The following is a 16591-nucleotide window of genomic DNA, read 5'->3' on the forward strand; positions in this document are numbered from 1 at the left end:
CCCTAATTATCCTTCATCCATACCATACTGAAAAATATGGAAGATAGGAATGCACGTTCCCGTTTATTATACAGCGTTGCCCAGACTGTTGCAAACCATAATATATAGAAATTTAAGGAGCCTGAATTTATGGATTTCATTACAATACTCGGCCTGCTGGCCGGAATTGCCGCTATGATCGGCGGTTTTCTGTGGGAAGGCGGCAGCCTGTCCGGCCTGCTGCAGCCCAATGCTGCCCTGATCGTGTTCGGCGGCACCCTTGCGGCGGTGCTCATCAGCTTCCCGGGGTCCAAGCTCCGCAGCATTCCGGCGGCGCTCCGCCTGGCTTTTGACCGGCAACGGGATACCAGCCGGGAACAAGCCGAAGAGCTGATTGCCATGGCTGCACTCACGCGGCGCGGCGGTGTTCTCGCCCTGGAGAAACGGGCAGAAGAACATCCCGATCCCTTCACCCGTGAAGGCCTGTTTCTGATTGTCGACGGCAATGACCCGGATCAGGTCCGCCAGATCCTGGAGCTTGGGATGGATGCCAAGGAGCTGAAATATGAAGGCTATGCCAAAATATTCGAAGCCGCCGGCGGCTATGCACCGACCATGGGCATTATCGGTACCGTTATGGGGCTAATCCGGGTTCTAAGCAATTTAACGGACCCTTCCAATCTGGGTGCGTCGATTGCCGTAGCTTTTACAGCAACACTCTATGGCGTAGCCAGTGCCAATCTACTCTTTTTACCCATCGCCTCCAAAATCAAATCCCGCAGCCAAAGTGAGCTGGGCACCATGGAGATGCTGCTCGTCGGCATTCTGTCCCTGCAGAATGGGGATCACCCGCATCTGGTCCGGCAAAAGCTGGCCCCTTTCCTGACAGACGCTCCTAAACGCAGCATCCGCACCAGCCCGGAGGAACCGCTATGAGACAAAGAAACCGCCGGCAGCCCCGTGCCGCCGCCGGCAAGGAGAGCCGGGACCGCTGGATGATTACCTACGCGGATCTGATCACGCTTCTGCTTATTTTCTTCGTGATTCTGTATGCTATGAGCAGCTTGGATTCGCAGAAGTATGCCATTGTCAGCGGCTCCTTATCGGATACCTTCAAGAGCGGAAGTGCAGTGCTGGAAGGCGGAAGCGGCGTGCTGGAAGGCAATCAGGGAATCACCGGGGCTGGCGTTTCGAAGGGTCATAATGAAGACGGTGGAGACACTGGCGCTCCTTCAGCCACAGACTCTGCGGATGCGGACGGGCTGAATGGAACCGGGCAAACAGGAGATGGGGCGGGGCACCAGCCGTCAGCGCGCGAGCTTGCTTTTCGGGAACAGGAAGCGAAGCTGGCTGCTCTTATGGGCGTCATCACGGAGTATGTGGAGGAGAATAACCTTGGGGAACAGATTTTTGTTGCTGATAAGCCGCAGGGCATTGCCATCACGCTGAGTGACCGGTTCCTGTTCGATGCGGGAAAGGCTGAGTTGAAATCCCCTGCCTTCCCTGCACTGCGCCAGCTCTCCGGCCTATTCCGCGGTATCGGCGCTACCATCAGCATCGAAGGCCACACCGACAATGTTCCCGTGACACCAGGATCAGTGTACAAAGACAACTGGGAGTTATCGGGCGCCCGGGCGCTGTCCGTCCTGCGCTTTTTTCTGGACAAAGAGGGGCTGAGCCCTGATACCTTCCAGTACGCAGGTTATGCCGATACCCGGCCTGCTTACGATAATACAACCACTGAGGGAAAGCAGCGGAACCGCCGGGTTGAACTGATTGTGCTGCGCCAGCTTCAGGAGAAGGAGTAAGATACAGACGCAAAAAGACAGACCTCTCACATTAGTAACATCTAATGTTATAAAGAGAGGTCTGCCGTATTAACATCCGCTTCCGCAAATAAGCTACCTTTTATTCCCCAACCAGTTCCTTGTACGCAGCCGCATCCAGCAGGCCGGTTACTGCCTCTCCGAACTCTGCATCAAGCTCCAGCTCAAAAATCCAGCCGTCCCCGTAAGGGTGATCGTTGATCAGCTCCGGGCTGGCCTCCAGCGCATCGTTGATCTTGGTCACCTTGCCTGATACGGGTGAATATAGCTCCGATACGGTCTTCACGGATTCGATACTGCCCACGCTGTCGCCTGCGGAGATCGCCGCGCCTACTTCCGGAAATTCTACAAACACGATATCGCCCAGCAGATGCTGCGCATGATCCGTAATCCCTACACGTACTACGCGTCCCTCGCCCTGCTGCGCCCACTCATGCTCTTCGCTGTATAGCAGGTTGTCAAGCACTTCACTCATGTCCAAGCCGCCTCTTTTCCGTAATTGGAGTTCTAAATTTAGTTATAGCCTAAGTTATCGGCTTGCCTAATGTCAATATAACTGACAGTAAAATTAAATTTGTCAACTTTTTGACGTTTTTTGATTGACAGGGCAGAGGGTTACCCGGTTTAATGGAGTCAGTAGAAAAACATATGGTTTGCGAATGATGGCATAGGGAGAGACTGTCTCACAGGAAGACAGCGCCGAAGGAGTAAGCCCGGGATGGGTGAATCTCTCAGGCAAAAGGACCTTTGCCGGACGCATCTCTGGAGAGCATCCGGGTGCCTGCGCCGCAGGCTTCACGGATCACCAACGGGGAAACCTGCGCTTCATTGCAGGGTAACTCTCAGGTACCAAGGACAGAGCGGAAGTCCATTTATGCATGCGTGCATAATGGCTTTCGCCTGTCCTTTTTCGTATGTAATCAGACCAAGGGAGTGACAAGATGGAGTCTTTGAGAAGAACGCCTTTTTATGACCTCTATGCCGCTTATGCGGAGTCCAGATGTATTGATTTCGGCGGCTGGGAGCTGCCGGTGCAGTTCACCGGCATCGTGAAGGAGCATGAAGCCGTCCGTGAACGGGCCGGACTGTTCGATGTCTCCCACATGGGGGAATTCATGGTTACCGGGAGCGGTGCAGAAGCCTTCCTCCAGAGAATGACCACGAATGATGTCACCCGCCTGGAAGACGGCGCAGCGCAGTACACCCTGATGCTCTACCCAAGCGGCGGAGTGGTGGACGATCTGCTGGTATACCGGCTGGGCGTGGAGCGTTACATGCTTGTCGTCAATGCGTCCAATATCGACAAGGACTTCCAGTGGCTGCAGGAGCATCTTACCGCTGAATTCAGCGGCGTCAGTCTGAAGAATATCTCGGATGAGACGCTGCTGCTCGCGTTGCAGGGTCCGCTGGCAGAGACGATTCTGGCCAAGGTCACGCAGGTGTCTCTAACAGAGCTTAAGCCGTTCCACTTCCTCGAACACGCTGAAGTCTGCGGCGTCACCGTCCTGCTCTCCCGTACCGGATATACCGGTGAGGACGGCTTCGAGCTGTATGCTCCCGCAGATACAGCAGCAGCACTCTGGAACGGCCTGCTGGACGCTGGCGCTCCGCATGGCCTGACGCCTGCCGGACTCGGCGCACGCGATACGCTCCGCTTCGAAGCCAAGCTGCCGCTGTACGGCCAGGAGCTGTCGGCGGAGATTACGCCGCTTGAAGCCGGTGTCCAGTTCTTCGTGAAGCTGGACGCCGGCGATTTCATCGGCCGCGATGCCCTGCTGAAGCAGAAGGAAGCCGGTCTGCCCCGGCGTCTTGTGGGCCTGGAGATGATCGACCGCGGCATTCCCCGTTCCCACTACCCTGTGTACGCGGACGGAGTGAAGATCGGTGAAGTAACGACTGGCACCCAGTCCCCGACCCTGAAGCGGAATCTCGGACTCGCCCTGCTGGACGCTGCCTATACGGAGATCGGCACAGAGGTGTACGTGGAGATTCGCGGCAAGCAGCTCAAGGCTGCCGTCATCAAAGCCCCATTCTACAAAAGAAGCCAAGGAGTGAAGCCGCAATGAAGCACCGCTATCTGCCAATGACTGAGCAAGACCGCGCAGAAATGATGGAGACCGTAGGCATACAATCCATCGATGAGCTGTTCGCCGATATTCCGCAGTCTGTCCGTTACCAGGGAACCCTGCCGATGTCCGGCGCCTTGGACGAATACGCACTGCTTCGCCATATGAAGGGCCTGGCTGACAAGAATGCCGACTTCGATACCCACACCAGCTTCCTGGGCGCCGGATTGTACGACCACCACGTTCCGGTCGTCATCAACCATGTGATTTCCCGTTCGGAATTCTATACTGCCTACACTCCTTACCAGCCGGAGATCAGCCAGGGGGAGCTTCAGGCGATCTTTGAATTCCAATCCTATATCTGTGAGCTGACCGGCATGAAGGTTGCCAATGCCAGTATGTATGACGGCGCAACCGCCTTCTCCGAAGCGGCTGTGTTGGCCGCAGGCGCCACCAAACGCAAGAAACTGATTGTCTCCCGTACAGTTCACCCGGAAGCGCGTCAGGTGCTGCGTACCTCCGCCAACGCCTGGGGTCTGCAAATTGTAGAGATTGACTATGCTGACGGGGTAACGGATCTTGCCAAGCTGGCCGAAGCCATCGACAGCGATACCGCTGCCGTTCTGGTTCAGTCCCCCAACTTCTTCGGCGGGATTGAGGATCTGCGCGGGATCGAACCGCTGATCCATGCGGTTAAGGGACTGCTTGTCGTCAGCGCGAATCCCATTGCACTTGGCGTATTGGAGTCTCCCGGACGGCTTGGCGCAGATATCGTTGTCGGTGACGCGCAGCCGCTGGGAATTGCCGCTTCGCTCGGCGGTCCGACCTGCGGATTCTTCGCCGTTGCCGAGCCGCTCATGCGCCGGATGCCGGGCCGGATCGTCGGCCAGACGGTTGACCGGAATGGCAAGCGCGGCTTCGTGCTGACGCTGCAAGCCCGCGAACAGCATATCCGCCGGGAGAAGGCGACCTCGAATATCTGCTCCAATCAGGCGCTCTTGGCGCTGTGCGCTTCCGTCTACTTGTCCGTGATGGGCAAGGAGGGCATGCGCGAGGTTGGTGAGTTGAACATCCGCAAGAGCCACTATGCCGTTGGGCGGCTGGCTGAAATCACTGGCGCAGAGCGCGTCTTCACTGCCCCGTTCTTCAATGAATTCGTCCTGAAGCTCCCGGAGGGCAGCAGTGTGAGTGCGGTTAACTCCAAGCTGCTGAAGGAAGGCTATCTGGGCGGTTATGACTTAAGCCGGGATTATCCCGAGCTGGCCGGACATATGCTGGTTGCCGTAACGGAGAAACGAAGCAAGACCGAAATTGACGAATTCGCAAGCGCACTGGAGGGCTGTGTATGAAACCGGAACAAAGTCTGATTTTTGAATTAAGCCGTCCAGGCCGCTCTGCCTACTCCCTGCCTCTGTGTGATGTGCCGCAGGACGAGGGCCTTGGCTCACTCATTCCTGAAGGGCTGCTGCGCAGTGAGCCGGTCGTACTGCCGGAGGTATCCGAGGTGGATGTGATCCGCCACTATACCGCCCTGTCCCGCCGCAACTTCGGAGTTGACAACGGCTTCTATCCGCTCGGCTCCTGCACGATGAAATACAACCCCAAGATCAACGAGGATGTCGCCCGCTTCCCGGGACTCTCCAAGATCCATCCGTATCAGCCGGAAGAGAGCATCCAGGGTGCGCTTGAACTGATGTACACGCTGCAAAAGGATCTCGCCGCCCTGACCGGCATGGATGCCGTATCCCTGCAGCCCGCTGCCGGCGCCCACGGCGAGTGGACCGGCCTGATGATGATCCGCGCCTACCATGAGAGCCGCGGCGAAGTCCGCTCCAAAGTGATCGTGCCCGATTCCTCGCACGGCACCAACCCGGCCAGTGCCGCCGCAGCCGGTCTCGACACCGTGACCATCCCCTCCAATGACAAGGGAATGGTGGACCTCGAAGCACTGAAGGCCGCTGTCGGCAGCGACACCGCCGCGCTGATGCTCACGAACCCGAGTACCCTCGGACTCTTCGAGACGCAGATCGTCGAGATCGCCGCGATTGTCCATGAAGCGGGTGGCCTGCTCTATTATGACGGAGCGAACTCCAACGCGATTATGGGCATCACCCGCCCGGGCGATATGGGCTTCGATGTGGTGCATCTCAATCTGCACAAGACGATGAGTACGCCGCATGGCGGCGGAGGTCCGGGAGCCGGACCAGTCGGTGTAAAGGCGAAGCTGATCCCGTTCCTGCCGCAGCCTACTGTGGCCCAGAACGAAGACGGCAGCTTCACGCTGGACTGCGGCGGGCCGGAATCAATCGGCCGCGTCAAAGCCTTTTACGGCAACTTCGGGATTCTCGTCCGTGCTTATGCGTATATCCGCACCTACGGTCCTGACGGCTTGCGTGAGGTGTCCGAGAACGCCGTGCTGAACGCCAACTATATGATGCACCGGCTGGCTCCTTACTTCGAGATTCCCTTCCCGGGCATCTGCAAGCATGAATTCGTCATGTCCGGCAAGAACCTTAAGCAATACGGCGTCCGTACCCTCGATGTAGCCAAACGGCTGCTTGACTTCGGCTATCATCCGCCAACCGTCTACTTCCCGCTGACGGTAGAGGAATGTATGATGATTGAGCCGACCGAGACCGAGAGCAAGGAGACGCTCGACGGCTTCATTGAGACGATGATCCGAATCGTTAAGGAAGCTGAGGAAACGCCGGAGATAGTGATTAACGCACCGCATACGACTGAAATCAGCCGCCTCGATGAGACGCAGGCCGCGCGTAAGCCTGTACTTAACTGCTCCTGCGGTTAACCTTCTGCCAGAGAAGCTAGGCTTCTAAATCAAACAGCCGGGTCAGGGATACATTCGTATCGCTGCCCGGCTGTCTTGTATGTACCCGGAAGCGGATCTCCCGGCTAAGGCGTAAGGCGCTTCACGAACTGGAAGCGGTCATTCACCCGCATTTTACTATAGATGCTCTTCAACATATTGCGCACCGTGCCTTCACTGATCCCCAGATCGCTCCCGATGTGCAGCGCGCTCTTCTCCATCAGCCATAGCCTCGCTACCTCTTGCTCCCGCGCAGTCAGTTTATATTCCAGAAGCATGGCCTCAAGCCGATACTGCTGCATCTCCGGGTTCTTCTCCATCCACTTCTCCATGATATTCTCGGCAATCTGCTGCACGAAGGGAACGGCGAATTCAATAGGCTCTCCTCTATTAAAAGAAATATCAACATACCCGTAAACGCTATCATCATCCTGCAGCGGAGCGCATACACAGTTCCAGTCGCGGAAGGTCTGATCCGTATGCTCCGTTCCCCGCACCACCCCGATGCAGTTCATCTCCATCGCCAGCGATACGGCATTCATTCCCGCCTGCTGCCTGCTTAAGCTGACCCCCGGACGCAGCTCCGCCTGCTCCATCTCCGCCTGCGTCTCCGAAGAGGAATAGACCAGCTCCAGAATGATCCCCGCCTTGTCTGTCAGGAATACCACATATGGAATCGAGAGCAGCTGGCTTAATTTGTTCATTTCACTGCGGATCGAAGAAATCATAGCTCTATGGTAGATGTGCTCCCTGGATTCTTCGGAAGCCCCCGCCGCCACGGACATCCCTCCCTGGACTTGGGCCTTAGCTGCCTCCAGGGGCCGGAAGGCTTCAAGTTCGCTAGCTTCTAAATCCCCAGGCATACTCCATGCTCTTGATTGATTAAAGACTCTCACAAACGATCCCTCCATATTTACCAATTCCTATATCATCAATTTTAAAAGAAAGCATTATAACATACAATTACGGAATAATGAACATTCAGTATTGGATCTGTAAATCCCCGCGTTAGCGCTGTAAAATGTAGAAATCTGTTCATCTCATATTTCTACATAATTCCAGGAGGTTCGACATGCTTCGCATCGGCTATCTATCGACTGCCCTCAATCTGGCTACCGCCATGGTATCCTTCCTGCGCTTCGGCAGTAATTATGCCCTCTTCATCATGGCCAGCTATACACTCTTAACCCTTGCGGGATACCGGCTACTGCAGAATAAAAGGACACTGCATCTGATCCCTCTGCTCACCTTCAGCTGTTCATTCCTCTTATACAACGTGACCTATGTATTGTTGAAGCAGATTAACCTCGTAGACCTGTATGCTGTAGACTGGAGACTTGAGGTTCAACTGGCGCTGCCCCTGCTGGTAGGGTTCGCCGTCCAGACTCTCCTTAAGCGGAGCGGCAAATCCCGGCTGGTGTAGGCTATCCGGGGCTGCTGCTTTTTTTTTGCAAAATCGACCTAATCTGATAGTTTTCGACATCGGCTCAGTGATATATTTACTCTTACGACTTTCAGCCCGCTGAGGATTCAGATATTTTCTCCGCAGTCATCTGCGGTAACGCTTTCAAAGTAATGAACAGGAGGGTTAAGCTTGAGTATGATTGAAGCCAGAGGACTGAGTAAGTCCTTTATGCAGGCGGTGAAGGAGCCCGGCCTAAAGGGAGCGGTGAAGCATCTGTTCCTGCCCAGGCATATTGAGAAGGTGGCGGTCAAGCCGCTGGATCTGAGCATTGAAGCAGGGGAGACGGTGGCCTACGTGGGACCGAACGGTGCCGGTAAATCGACCACCATCAAGATGCTGACCGGCATTCTGATGCCTTCCTCCGGGAGTATCTCTGTGAACGGGATCAATCCGTACCGCAAAAGAATGGAAAACGCCGCCCAGATCGGCGCAGTTTTCGGGCAGCGTACCCAGCTGTGGTGGGATATTCCGATTGCCGAGTCCTTTTCGCTGCTGAAGGATATCTATCAGATTCCGGATGTCCTCTACAGGAAGAACATGGACTTGTTCACCGAAATGCTAGGGATGAGCGATTTCATCCACCTATCCGCGCGGAAGCTCTCGCTGGGTCAGCGCATGCGTGCCGATCTGGCCGCAGCCCTGCTGCATAATCCGCCGATTCTGTATCTCGATGAGCCGACGATTGGCCTTGATGTATCTGTGAAGGAGAAAATCCGCGGGTTCATCAAGCAGATCAACCAGGAGCAGCAGACGACCGTGATGCTGACGACCCATGATTTGGGCGACATCGAAGACCTGTGCAAGCGGCTGGTCATTATCGATCACGGCGCGATTATTTATGACGGTACGCTGAGCGAGGTCAAGGCCCGTTTTGCCAAAAACCGTGTGATCTTCTTCCAGGTACGCTCCCCTATGCCGGAATTGTACGAGCTGCTGGAGCAGAGCCCCGGGCTGAAGCTGGAACAGCAGAGCAGCCAGGAGTTCTCGGTCACTTTTGACCGGTATGAATATACCGCCAGTGAAGTGGTTCGCCGGGTGATGAAGCATGGGGAGGTACTCGATTTCCGCATGGAGGATACCCATATTGAGCAGGTCATTAAGGCTGTCTATGACGGCCATTTGGACCTGAACGAGCACCGGGAAGCAAGGGGGCAGACGCACCATGACGACAGTAGCCCGGCTTAACAAATACAGAAGCATTGCCAACCGCTCCTTGCAGAATGTGATGGCCTACCGGAACTCCTACATCATTAATGTACTCGCAAACTCAATTAATCTGGTGGCAATCTTCTTCCTCTGGCAGGGAATCTATGGCGGGCGCGAGGCGGTGGGCGGCTACTCCTGGGATCAGATGAAGACCTATCTGCTGGTGACCTTCCTGGCCAATTCCGTCTTGTCCTGGTATTCCGAGACCTCCATCTCCGGCAAAATCCTGGACGGCAGCGTCGCCATGGACCTCTTGAAACCGATTGATTTCCAGACGGCCCGATTCGCTGAGACCTTGGGTGCGAGTCTGCTGGAGGGTGCGATAAGCACGGTTCTGCTGATCGTCTTCGCCACCTTCCTTACCGGAGTGACCTTCCCCCACTCGCTTATCGTCTATCTGCTGTTTGCGGTCAGTCTGCTCTGCGCGGTTGTGGTCAAATTCGGCGTGGTCTATCTGGCGGCCCTGTTATGCTTCTGGTCGACGGGGTCACTGGGGATAGTCTGGACGCGGATTGCGCTTACCAACCTGCTGTCAGGCGCACTGGTACCGCTGGCCTTCTTCCCGGACTGGCTGGAAAAGCTGGCGTTGCTGCTGCCCTTCCAGGCCATCATTCATACGCCAACGATGATCTTCCTGCAGCAGGCAGATACCGGGGAGAGTCTAAGGCTGATCGCCCTTCAGCTCTTTTGGGGAGCAGGGCTCTGGATGGCAGGCAAAGCCATGTGGAACTGGGCGGTCCGCCAGGTGACCATTCATGGAGGCTAAGGCTGAAGGAGGACGCAGAATGAAAATATCGCAAATGCTCTATCTCTATAGAAGGCTATATGTGCAGCAGCTTAAGGCGATTCTGGAGTATAATAAAGACTTTTACATCCTAATGTGCTCGGCGGCCTTGACGCAGGTTCTGGGATTTGTGTTCCTGTGGGTGATCTATGACCGGATTCCGGATATTCAGGGCTGGCAGTTCTGGGAGGTTACCTTCATGTACGCTATGATTTTCCTGACGGAGGGAGCGGGTTCGCTGTTCTTCGAGGGAAGCTGGCGGCTGGGCAGGCTGGTCAACACAGGAGAGCTGGACCGTTATCTGCTGCGGCCGGTGCCGGTGGTTCTTCAGGTGTTCTGCACGGGGATTGGAATTAACGGACTCGGCAATCTGCTCATCGGCGGGGTGATCATCTGGCAGTCGCTTATGCACAGCCCCATCCACTGGACTGCGGGCAAGGCTGCTATTCTTATCCTGCTGTTCGTCACAGCGGTCATTATCCGGGTATCGATTAATCTCATGGGCAATTCGGCGGCCTTCTGGATTCGCAATGCCGGGAATGCGTTTCCGCTGATGGTGCATAATCTGTCCGATCTGGCCAAATACCCGATTACCTTGTTTCCGCAGGCGATCCGCATCTTCATTTCGACGGTGCTGCCCTATGCGTTCATCAGCTTCTACCCGGCAACCTATATCTTCGGCAAAAGCGGCTGGTCCGGCTGGTGGCTGCTCGCCCCTGTCGCGGCAATAGGAAGCGCGGCTGCGGCTTACGGGGTCTTCCGGTACGGGTTGTCCCGGTATGAGAGTACGGGGAACTGAGGAGTGCGGCGGGTGTGACGAGTGTGGCAATGTGGCGGTATGGCAATCCGCCGCTCACATGCGGCGGGTTCCGGCGGGAGCTGGGGGAGCTTAAGGTAGCCGGGGGTAGGGTGAATGAGGTGCTCAGGGTGCTGAGGGTGCTGAGATGCAGAAGTGTACCTTATTCGCTGGATTGGCGCGCATTTGGCGATTTCAGGTGCATTAGTGCACTTCATTTACTGGTTTTACTCACATTTGAGGATTTCAGGTGCACTAGTGCTCCTCATTCAGTCATTTAGCCAACTATCTACGAATTCAGGGGCACTAATGCTCCTCATTCAGCCATTTAGCCAACTATTTACGAATTCAGGGGCACTAATGCTCCTCATTGGCTCCTTCAGCCCACTTCTGCCCGCATCTGAGGGATTTATCCCTTTCATTCCACCCATCCGCCCACTTTCAGCATCATCTGAGAGATTTATCCCTTTCATCCGCCTATCCGGAATCCTTCCGCCAGCCTCCCGAATCACTCCCTTTGATTTTCAGTATCTTACTATACTAAAAAACCTCCCTTTGGTTACCTGAAAGAAAATTCCGGCTAAAAGGAAGGCTTTACTCTACTTCGTTCTACTGTGCGACAAATTGCCGCTTAGCGAGGTCCATCTCATACCTCTGCGGTCCCGGTTCCGGGTCGCCTCCGGCCCCTACTGGCAAGTACACCACTAACTGTTCGTTCTGGTTGGCCGGGAACGGCGGCAGCTCAGAGTACACCAGCGTATCATGCACAATTTCTCCCAGCTTGAAGGATAACGGAAACACTTTTCCGCTTTCCTTCTCCCTAGCAAAAGCATAAGCAACCAGTCCGTGCCCTGACTTGTATTGGGGCGCAAGCAGATAGACTTCTGCCTTCGCAAAGGAGACCACGGCAAATTTCAGCACGCGGTCGGTCGGCTGCACGAACAAGAAAGCAGGCAGCTCCAGCAATACCTCATCCTGGTCCCCCGTCCGGTACACGATAGAGTAATCAGCCTGATAGGTCTGCTCCCCTTCGAGGCCGTCATTGCTGGACACATTCAGATGTCCCCGCTCCTCGGGGCCGCTTGCGATCATCAGCAGTTCGCCTGGTCCGGCTGAGGTTCTCGCCCGAACCGTCCCTTCGGCATTCACGGAATCGATAATGACCGATCCGGCTAGACCCTCCGGCGGGAACTGGCTGGTGAGGCCGGCTGTAGTTACCGGGGTCGCTGCGGAAGCAGTTTCCGAGGCGACTACGGAAGCAGTTGGTGCAGATGAAATAGTCTGTGCAGTAGGAGTTGCAGATGGCGACGCAGAAGCAGACACTAAGGCAGACGAAGCCGGTTCTGCCGCCGGAGTACCGGTGGCGGATGTATTTTGGCTGCTACATCCCAGCAGCAGGCTAAGCGACAGAACTGTGCCCGCTGCCAGTGTTGTAGTTTTAGACCGGATAGGACTCATTCCCCTCTAATCATTTTTGGAGTACAACCCATTATATAAGATTATCACGGTCCACAAATTTAGAGATTGTCTTATTTTCTTTAAAAAATAGTCACCGGAACATTCCCTTGAGCAGCGGCGGCGTGGCGAGTGTGGTTACCATTACAGCAATAATCACGCTGGTAAAACACTGCGGCAGCAGCAGTCCGCTCGCAAGACCGGTGGCGGCTATAATCAGGGCGACTTCGCCTCTGGAGATCATGCCTGCGCCGATAATGAGCGAGGAACGCGTATTGAACCCGGTCAGCCGAGCTTGCGATTTTCACTCCTTTTATCCTAAAAAACACGTAAAACGACAAGGAGAAGCCTGCGTGACAGGCTCCTCCTAATAACACTGAATTATTCAGTTCACTTCAAACGATTCTCTCCAGAATCGCTCCAATGAACATTGCTGTAAACCGGATTACTTCAGATAAAAGACCTCACGCAGCGGCACCATCGGAACCGCATTATTGAAATCAAAGGAGCCCTCGACCATATTTGAGGTGATCGCATTCCAGCGGTTGCAGGCCTCACTCCCGGCGATGTAGGCGAACGCAGCTTCCGTATCATCACATTCAAAGCAATAGAAGAACTGGTTGCCGTTCTGAAAAATCGAATAATTACGGATGCCTGCTTTGCTGTGCTCCTCCAGAATCTCCGGCCACGGCTCCAGATGCATCTGTACGTATTCCTCTAAGTATTCCTCTTTCACCTTCCAGGTCCAAGCCAGCTTATTCCTGCCCATCCTCGTATCCCCCTGTCATGCATTCCTTTGATCCGATCATATCACATAATTATACAATTTGAATATGTCCGTTTTAGACATGGAGGGCAGCAAGGATACGCTTCGATCTCAGGTGCTGATTCCCGCTTCATTCGGACGGAGAATGGCAGAGCCAATCGCCAGCAGAACTGCTGCCATCAGGCCTAGGATTGCAAACGGCAGCCACAGCTCATTCCAGCCGCCGCCGGTTGCGGCAATGTCCACCGCCTGAATCGCCCATTTCTGCGGTGTAAAGTTAGCCAGCTTCTGCATATATTCCGGCATGATGGAGACGGGCCAGAAGCAGCCGCCCAGCATACAGGTCGGTGTAAGAATCAGTGAATTCAGCATCCCCGCATTACGCGGATTGCGGATCAGGCCTGCAACGGTGCTGGCGATGCCCATAGATACCAGCATGAAGGCCGCCAGAACCAGGAAGTAGAGAAAGAGCGGCATCTCGTAATCATAGCGGAGCACCCATTTGCCCAGCACCAGCACGACAAGGATCTGAATCATTCCTACAAGAAAGCTGCCCAGGAAGTTGCCAAGCGCAATTTCATAAGAACGGACCGGCGCGCTGAACATGCGCATCATGGTACGCCCTCTGCGGTCATCCGTGATCTGGGAGACGGAGCTGGTCACCAGCGCCATCAGGAACATGAGCGTCATCCCTGTAACTACGCCCAGCGTCTGCCGCGGATAGAGATCATAATCGGTGCGTGTGCTGCCCACGTTGTGCTGCTCCGACTGCTTCAGTACAGCAGCGAGCTGCGCCTGCATTTCGCCTGTTCCCCCGCCTGCGGCAGCAACGGTATGCGCCGCTTCGGCAATTTGAGCGGCAGTGGCGGTGATCTTCAGCTTCATCATGATTGAGCTTTCACTTGCCCGCAGCTCATAGATACTGATCTGTGGCGGCTCCCCCGCCAGCAAGGCGGCAGTGTACCCGGCAGGAATGAACACCCCCACCGTTCCCTCCTGCTTAATTGTCGCCTCCTTCAAAGCGGCCTCGTCGCTGCGCGGCTCGAACTTATATTCTCCGGCCTGCTCCAGCTCCGTAATCAAATGTCTGCCGGCTGCCCCCGTATCCGAGTTGGCATATAGCACAGTTGCCGGCTCCTCCGCCATCCCTCCGGTAAGGGAGATAATCGCTGCCACCACTACACCGGGAAGCAGAATGAATACCATAAGTCCCCTGAAGGTGCCAATGCTTCGTCTGATCATATTCCAGGCAATGATTAATATTTTATCCACGGTAACCCACCTTCCGGTATGAGACAATCACTGCCGCGAACAAAGCCGCGCTGATGAAGCACATCACCCACAGATTCGGCAAAAGCTGCTCCAGACCGGAATGCAGCATCATCCGGATGACCGCCTGCTGCACCCAATGGTTAAGCGTGAATGCCCCTGCGCTGTTCACCCAGGAATCGGGAAGCGGCGCCATTCCTCCGCTGACGAAGGTCATCACTATAGTCAGGACACTAATGATGTTCGCAGCAACCGCCGAGGTCCGGCTGAAGAGGCAGATCAGTACGCCCAGCGTCATCGAGGCGGCAATCATCAGCAGGCAGAACAGCAGCAGCAGTCCCGGGCGGTTCCCCCAGTAGACGCCGAACAGCCAGTCAGACAGCAGAATAATCGTAAGGCACTGCAGGATGCTGATCAGGCCTACGCCGAGCATTTTGCCGATGAACAGATGATTGTCTTTTACCGGCATGGATTGGATTCTGAACAGCGTATGGTTCTCTTTATCGTTAAAAAGTGAGGCTGTCACAGTAAGTCCGCTGTACATCAGGAACATCAGCAGCATGGACGCCGCATAGAACTGGGCCGCCGAATAGGTCTTCCCGCCATTGTTCAGATCTCCCAGCACCACCCCCGGCTTACTGGCAGGTACCGAAGTCGCTGTAAGCGCCTGCGGTCCAAGGGTAACGGCTGCCGCCTGCTTATAATTCAGCTCCATGAGCAGATTGTCGAAGGCGGTTCCGGCTACCCGGTTATCGTCATGGCTCCTGCCCAGAATGAACTCCAGACTCGCCTTCTTACCGCTCTGCACCTCCTGATCAAAGCCCGGAGGAACAATAACCCCATAGGCATATTTACTGGTACGCAGCCCGCTCTCTGCGGCTTCACGGCTCTCTGTTTTGACAGGAATAATGAGCCCCTTCACCTCAGGCGTCTCCAGAAAATCCGTAAGGATCGCAGATGCTTCTGCCCCTCCGCCTCCGGTATTCACAATAGCTACACGTACAGGCTTGATCTCATCTGCCCCCTGCACCCCAACCACCCCGGAGAGGGACGCGCCCAAGAGGAAGATCAGCACCAGCGGCAGCAGGAACATATTAAGCAGCAATGTGCGTGAACGGAGCTGTCTGCGCAGCTCAAACCCCATAATGATCCAGATATTCACACCTATCCCCCCTCTCTAGTCCCGCAAGGTCCGGCCGGTCAGACTAAGGAACAAGGTCTCCAGATCCGGCTCTTCTATATTCAGGGAGGCAATAACCCCTTCGTGCTTGGAGAAAATAAACAGAACATCCTGCAGCGCACTTTGCGAGGAGGGAAGATACAGCTCGATCGCATCCTGCACAGCTTCTACCCGGTTGATCCGGGGATGCTGCCCCAGCTCGTTCACTAAAGCAGGGGTGATGCCCGCTGCCTTCACAACGATTTTCTCCTCGTGGGCCACCCGTTCGCGCAGCTCGTTCTCCGTACCGCAGGCAATGATATGCCCCTGGTCCATAATGGCCACCCGGTCACAGATCGCAGCTACCTCCTCCATATAATGGCTGGTGTAGATCACCGACGACCCCATCTTATTCAAAGCCTTCACGGATTCCAGAATATGATTGCGTGACTGCGGATCAATGCCGACTGTGGGTTCATCCATAATAATCAAGCGCGGCCGGTGCATGATCGCACAGGCGATATTCAGCCGTCTTTTCATCCCTCCCGAGAAGGTGGACGGTTTATCCTTCGCCCGGTCGCTTAGGCCGGTGAACTCCAGCGCTTCCCACGTCCGCTCCTTCAGCAGCTGTCCGCGCAGCCCATAGAGTCTGCCGAAAAAGCTTACATTATCACTTGCCGTCATGTTCTCGTATAACGCCAGCTCCTGGGGCACAAGCCCGATACGTTTCTTCACCTCAAGCGGCCGCTCCCTTACGGACAGCCCGTCGATAATAATATCGCCGCTGTCGGCTTGAAGCAGCCCGCAGATCATGCTGATGGTCGTGCTTTTCCCGGCACCGTTCGGGCCGAGCAGGCCAAAGATTTCACCCTCCTGTATATTGAAATTCACGTGATCCACAATCAGCTTACCGTCATATCTCTTCACAACATCGCTAAGTACCGCAAGTACCATTGCTGCGCCCCCTTGTTCCTTCAATCTCATACTCTCATTGTA

At 55.2% G+C, this 16591-nt stretch carries 16 protein-coding genes, 1 pseudogene and 2 riboswitches; of the genes and pseudogenes, 9 read left to right on the plus strand and 8 right to left on the minus strand.

The window, feature by feature from the left end:
- Positions 1-129: 129 nt before the first annotated feature.
- A complete protein-coding gene (locus MKZ07_RS20200) occupies positions 130-915 on the plus strand; it encodes a flagellar motor protein (RefSeq protein ID WP_036694737.1) in 786 nt (261 codons plus the stop codon).
- Entirely contained in the window at positions 912-1787 is an 876-nt protein-coding gene (locus MKZ07_RS20205; protein ID WP_036694736.1) for a flagellar motor protein MotB, read from the plus strand. The genes MKZ07_RS20200 and MKZ07_RS20205 overlap by 4 nt, the downstream gene beginning before the upstream one ends.
- Positions 1788-1887: 100 nt before the next feature.
- On the opposite strand, the gene gcvH is transcribed toward MKZ07_RS20205, so the two are convergent.
- Entirely contained in the window at positions 1888-2280 is a 393-nt protein-coding gene (gene gcvH / locus MKZ07_RS20210; RefSeq protein ID WP_036694735.1) for a glycine cleavage system protein GcvH, read from the minus strand.
- Between the two features lie 184 nt (positions 2281-2464).
- A riboswitch (glycine riboswitch) is annotated at positions 2465-2562 on the plus strand.
- Between the two features lie 3 nt (positions 2563-2565).
- Positions 2566-2666, plus strand: a riboswitch (glycine riboswitch).
- Between the two features lie 80 nt (positions 2667-2746).
- Between gcvH and gcvT the strand changes: the two genes are divergently transcribed.
- Genes gcvT through gcvPB form a run of 3 tightly spaced genes read left to right on the plus strand, consistent with a single transcriptional unit; the run spans position 2747 to position 6677 of the window.
- Positions 2747-3871 carry a glycine cleavage system aminomethyltransferase GcvT gene (gene gcvT / locus MKZ07_RS20215; RefSeq protein ID WP_341027285.1) on the plus strand — a complete coding sequence of 375 codons (1125 nt, stop codon included), beginning with the start codon at positions 2747-2749 and terminating at the stop codon, positions 3869-3871.
- A complete protein-coding gene (gcvPA, locus tag MKZ07_RS20220) occupies positions 3868-5220 on the plus strand; it encodes an aminomethyl-transferring glycine dehydrogenase subunit GcvPA (RefSeq protein WP_036694732.1) in 1353 nt (450 codons plus the stop codon). The genes gcvT and gcvPA overlap by 4 nt, the downstream gene beginning before the upstream one ends.
- Positions 5217-6677, plus strand: coding sequence for an aminomethyl-transferring glycine dehydrogenase subunit GcvPB (gene gcvPB, locus MKZ07_RS20225; RefSeq protein ID WP_036694730.1), 1461 nt, complete (start codon positions 5217-5219; stop codon positions 6675-6677). The genes gcvPA and gcvPB overlap by 4 nt, the downstream gene beginning before the upstream one ends.
- 104 nt (positions 6678-6781) lie before the next feature.
- Here the strand turns inward: gcvPB and MKZ07_RS20230 are convergent, their stop codons facing one another.
- Positions 6782-7558: a helix-turn-helix domain-containing protein gene (locus MKZ07_RS20230; protein WP_036694728.1), complete on the minus strand. Its 777-nt coding sequence runs from the start codon at positions 7556-7558 to the stop codon at positions 6782-6784.
- Between the two features lie 209 nt (positions 7559-7767).
- Here MKZ07_RS20230 and MKZ07_RS20235 point away from each other — a divergent pair, with 209 nt between their 5' ends.
- From MKZ07_RS20235 to MKZ07_RS20250, 4 genes are all read left to right on the plus strand, one after another.
- Positions 7768-8118, plus strand: a complete 351-nt coding sequence (locus MKZ07_RS20235) for a hypothetical protein (protein WP_341027288.1) — start codon at positions 7768-7770, stop codon at positions 8116-8118.
- Positions 8119-8295: 177 nt separating this feature from the next.
- Positions 8296-9345, plus strand: a complete 1050-nt coding sequence (locus MKZ07_RS20240; protein WP_341028055.1) for an ABC transporter ATP-binding protein — start codon at positions 8296-8298, stop codon at positions 9343-9345.
- On the plus strand, positions 9323-10132 hold the full coding sequence (locus MKZ07_RS20245) for an ABC transporter permease (protein ID WP_341027289.1): 810 nt from the start codon (positions 9323-9325) through the stop codon (positions 10130-10132). The genes MKZ07_RS20240 and MKZ07_RS20245 overlap by 23 nt, the downstream gene beginning before the upstream one ends.
- Before the next feature lie 19 nt (positions 10133-10151).
- The gene (locus MKZ07_RS20250; protein WP_076161251.1) at positions 10152-10949 is read left to right on the plus strand and encodes an ABC transporter permease; all 798 of its coding nucleotides are present in this window, start codon (positions 10152-10154) and stop codon (positions 10947-10949) included.
- A 606-nt stretch (positions 10950-11555) separates the two neighbouring features.
- Here the strand turns inward: MKZ07_RS20250 and MKZ07_RS20255 are convergent.
- From MKZ07_RS20255 to MKZ07_RS20280, 6 genes and pseudogenes are all read right to left on the minus strand, one after another.
- Positions 11556-12404 (minus strand): hypothetical protein, encoded by an 849-nt coding sequence (locus tag MKZ07_RS20255; RefSeq protein ID WP_341027291.1) that lies wholly within the window; start codon positions 12402-12404, stop codon positions 11556-11558.
- A 91-nt stretch (positions 12405-12495) separates the two neighbouring features.
- Positions 12496-12696 (minus strand): annotated as a pseudogene (locus tag MKZ07_RS20260) (cation:proton antiporter domain-containing protein); the annotation flags it as partial.
- A 150-nt stretch (positions 12697-12846) separates the two neighbouring features.
- A complete protein-coding gene (locus MKZ07_RS20265; RefSeq protein WP_341027293.1) occupies positions 12847-13170 on the minus strand; it encodes an L-rhamnose mutarotase in 324 nt (107 codons plus the stop codon).
- 108 nt (positions 13171-13278) lie between these two features.
- Positions 13279-14439 carry an ABC transporter permease gene (locus MKZ07_RS20270; protein ID WP_235218410.1) on the minus strand — a complete coding sequence of 387 codons (1161 nt, stop codon included), beginning with the start codon at positions 14437-14439 and terminating at the stop codon, positions 13279-13281.
- The gene (locus tag MKZ07_RS20275) at positions 14432-15598 is read right to left on the minus strand and encodes an ABC transporter permease (RefSeq protein ID WP_076161264.1); all 1167 of its coding nucleotides are present in this window, start codon (positions 15596-15598) and stop codon (positions 14432-14434) included. The genes MKZ07_RS20270 and MKZ07_RS20275 overlap by 8 nt, the downstream gene beginning before the upstream one ends.
- Positions 15599-15613: 15 nt before the next feature.
- Complete coding sequence (locus tag MKZ07_RS20280; RefSeq protein WP_036694718.1) at positions 15614-16549, minus strand: ABC transporter ATP-binding protein; 936 nt, start codon at positions 16547-16549, stop codon at positions 15614-15616.
- Positions 16550-16591: the final 42 nt, after the last annotated feature.

It is taken from the genome of Paenibacillus sp. FSL P4-0338, from assembly GCF_038002365.1.
Lineage (GTDB): Bacteria > Bacillota > Bacilli > Paenibacillales > Paenibacillaceae > Paenibacillus_AQ.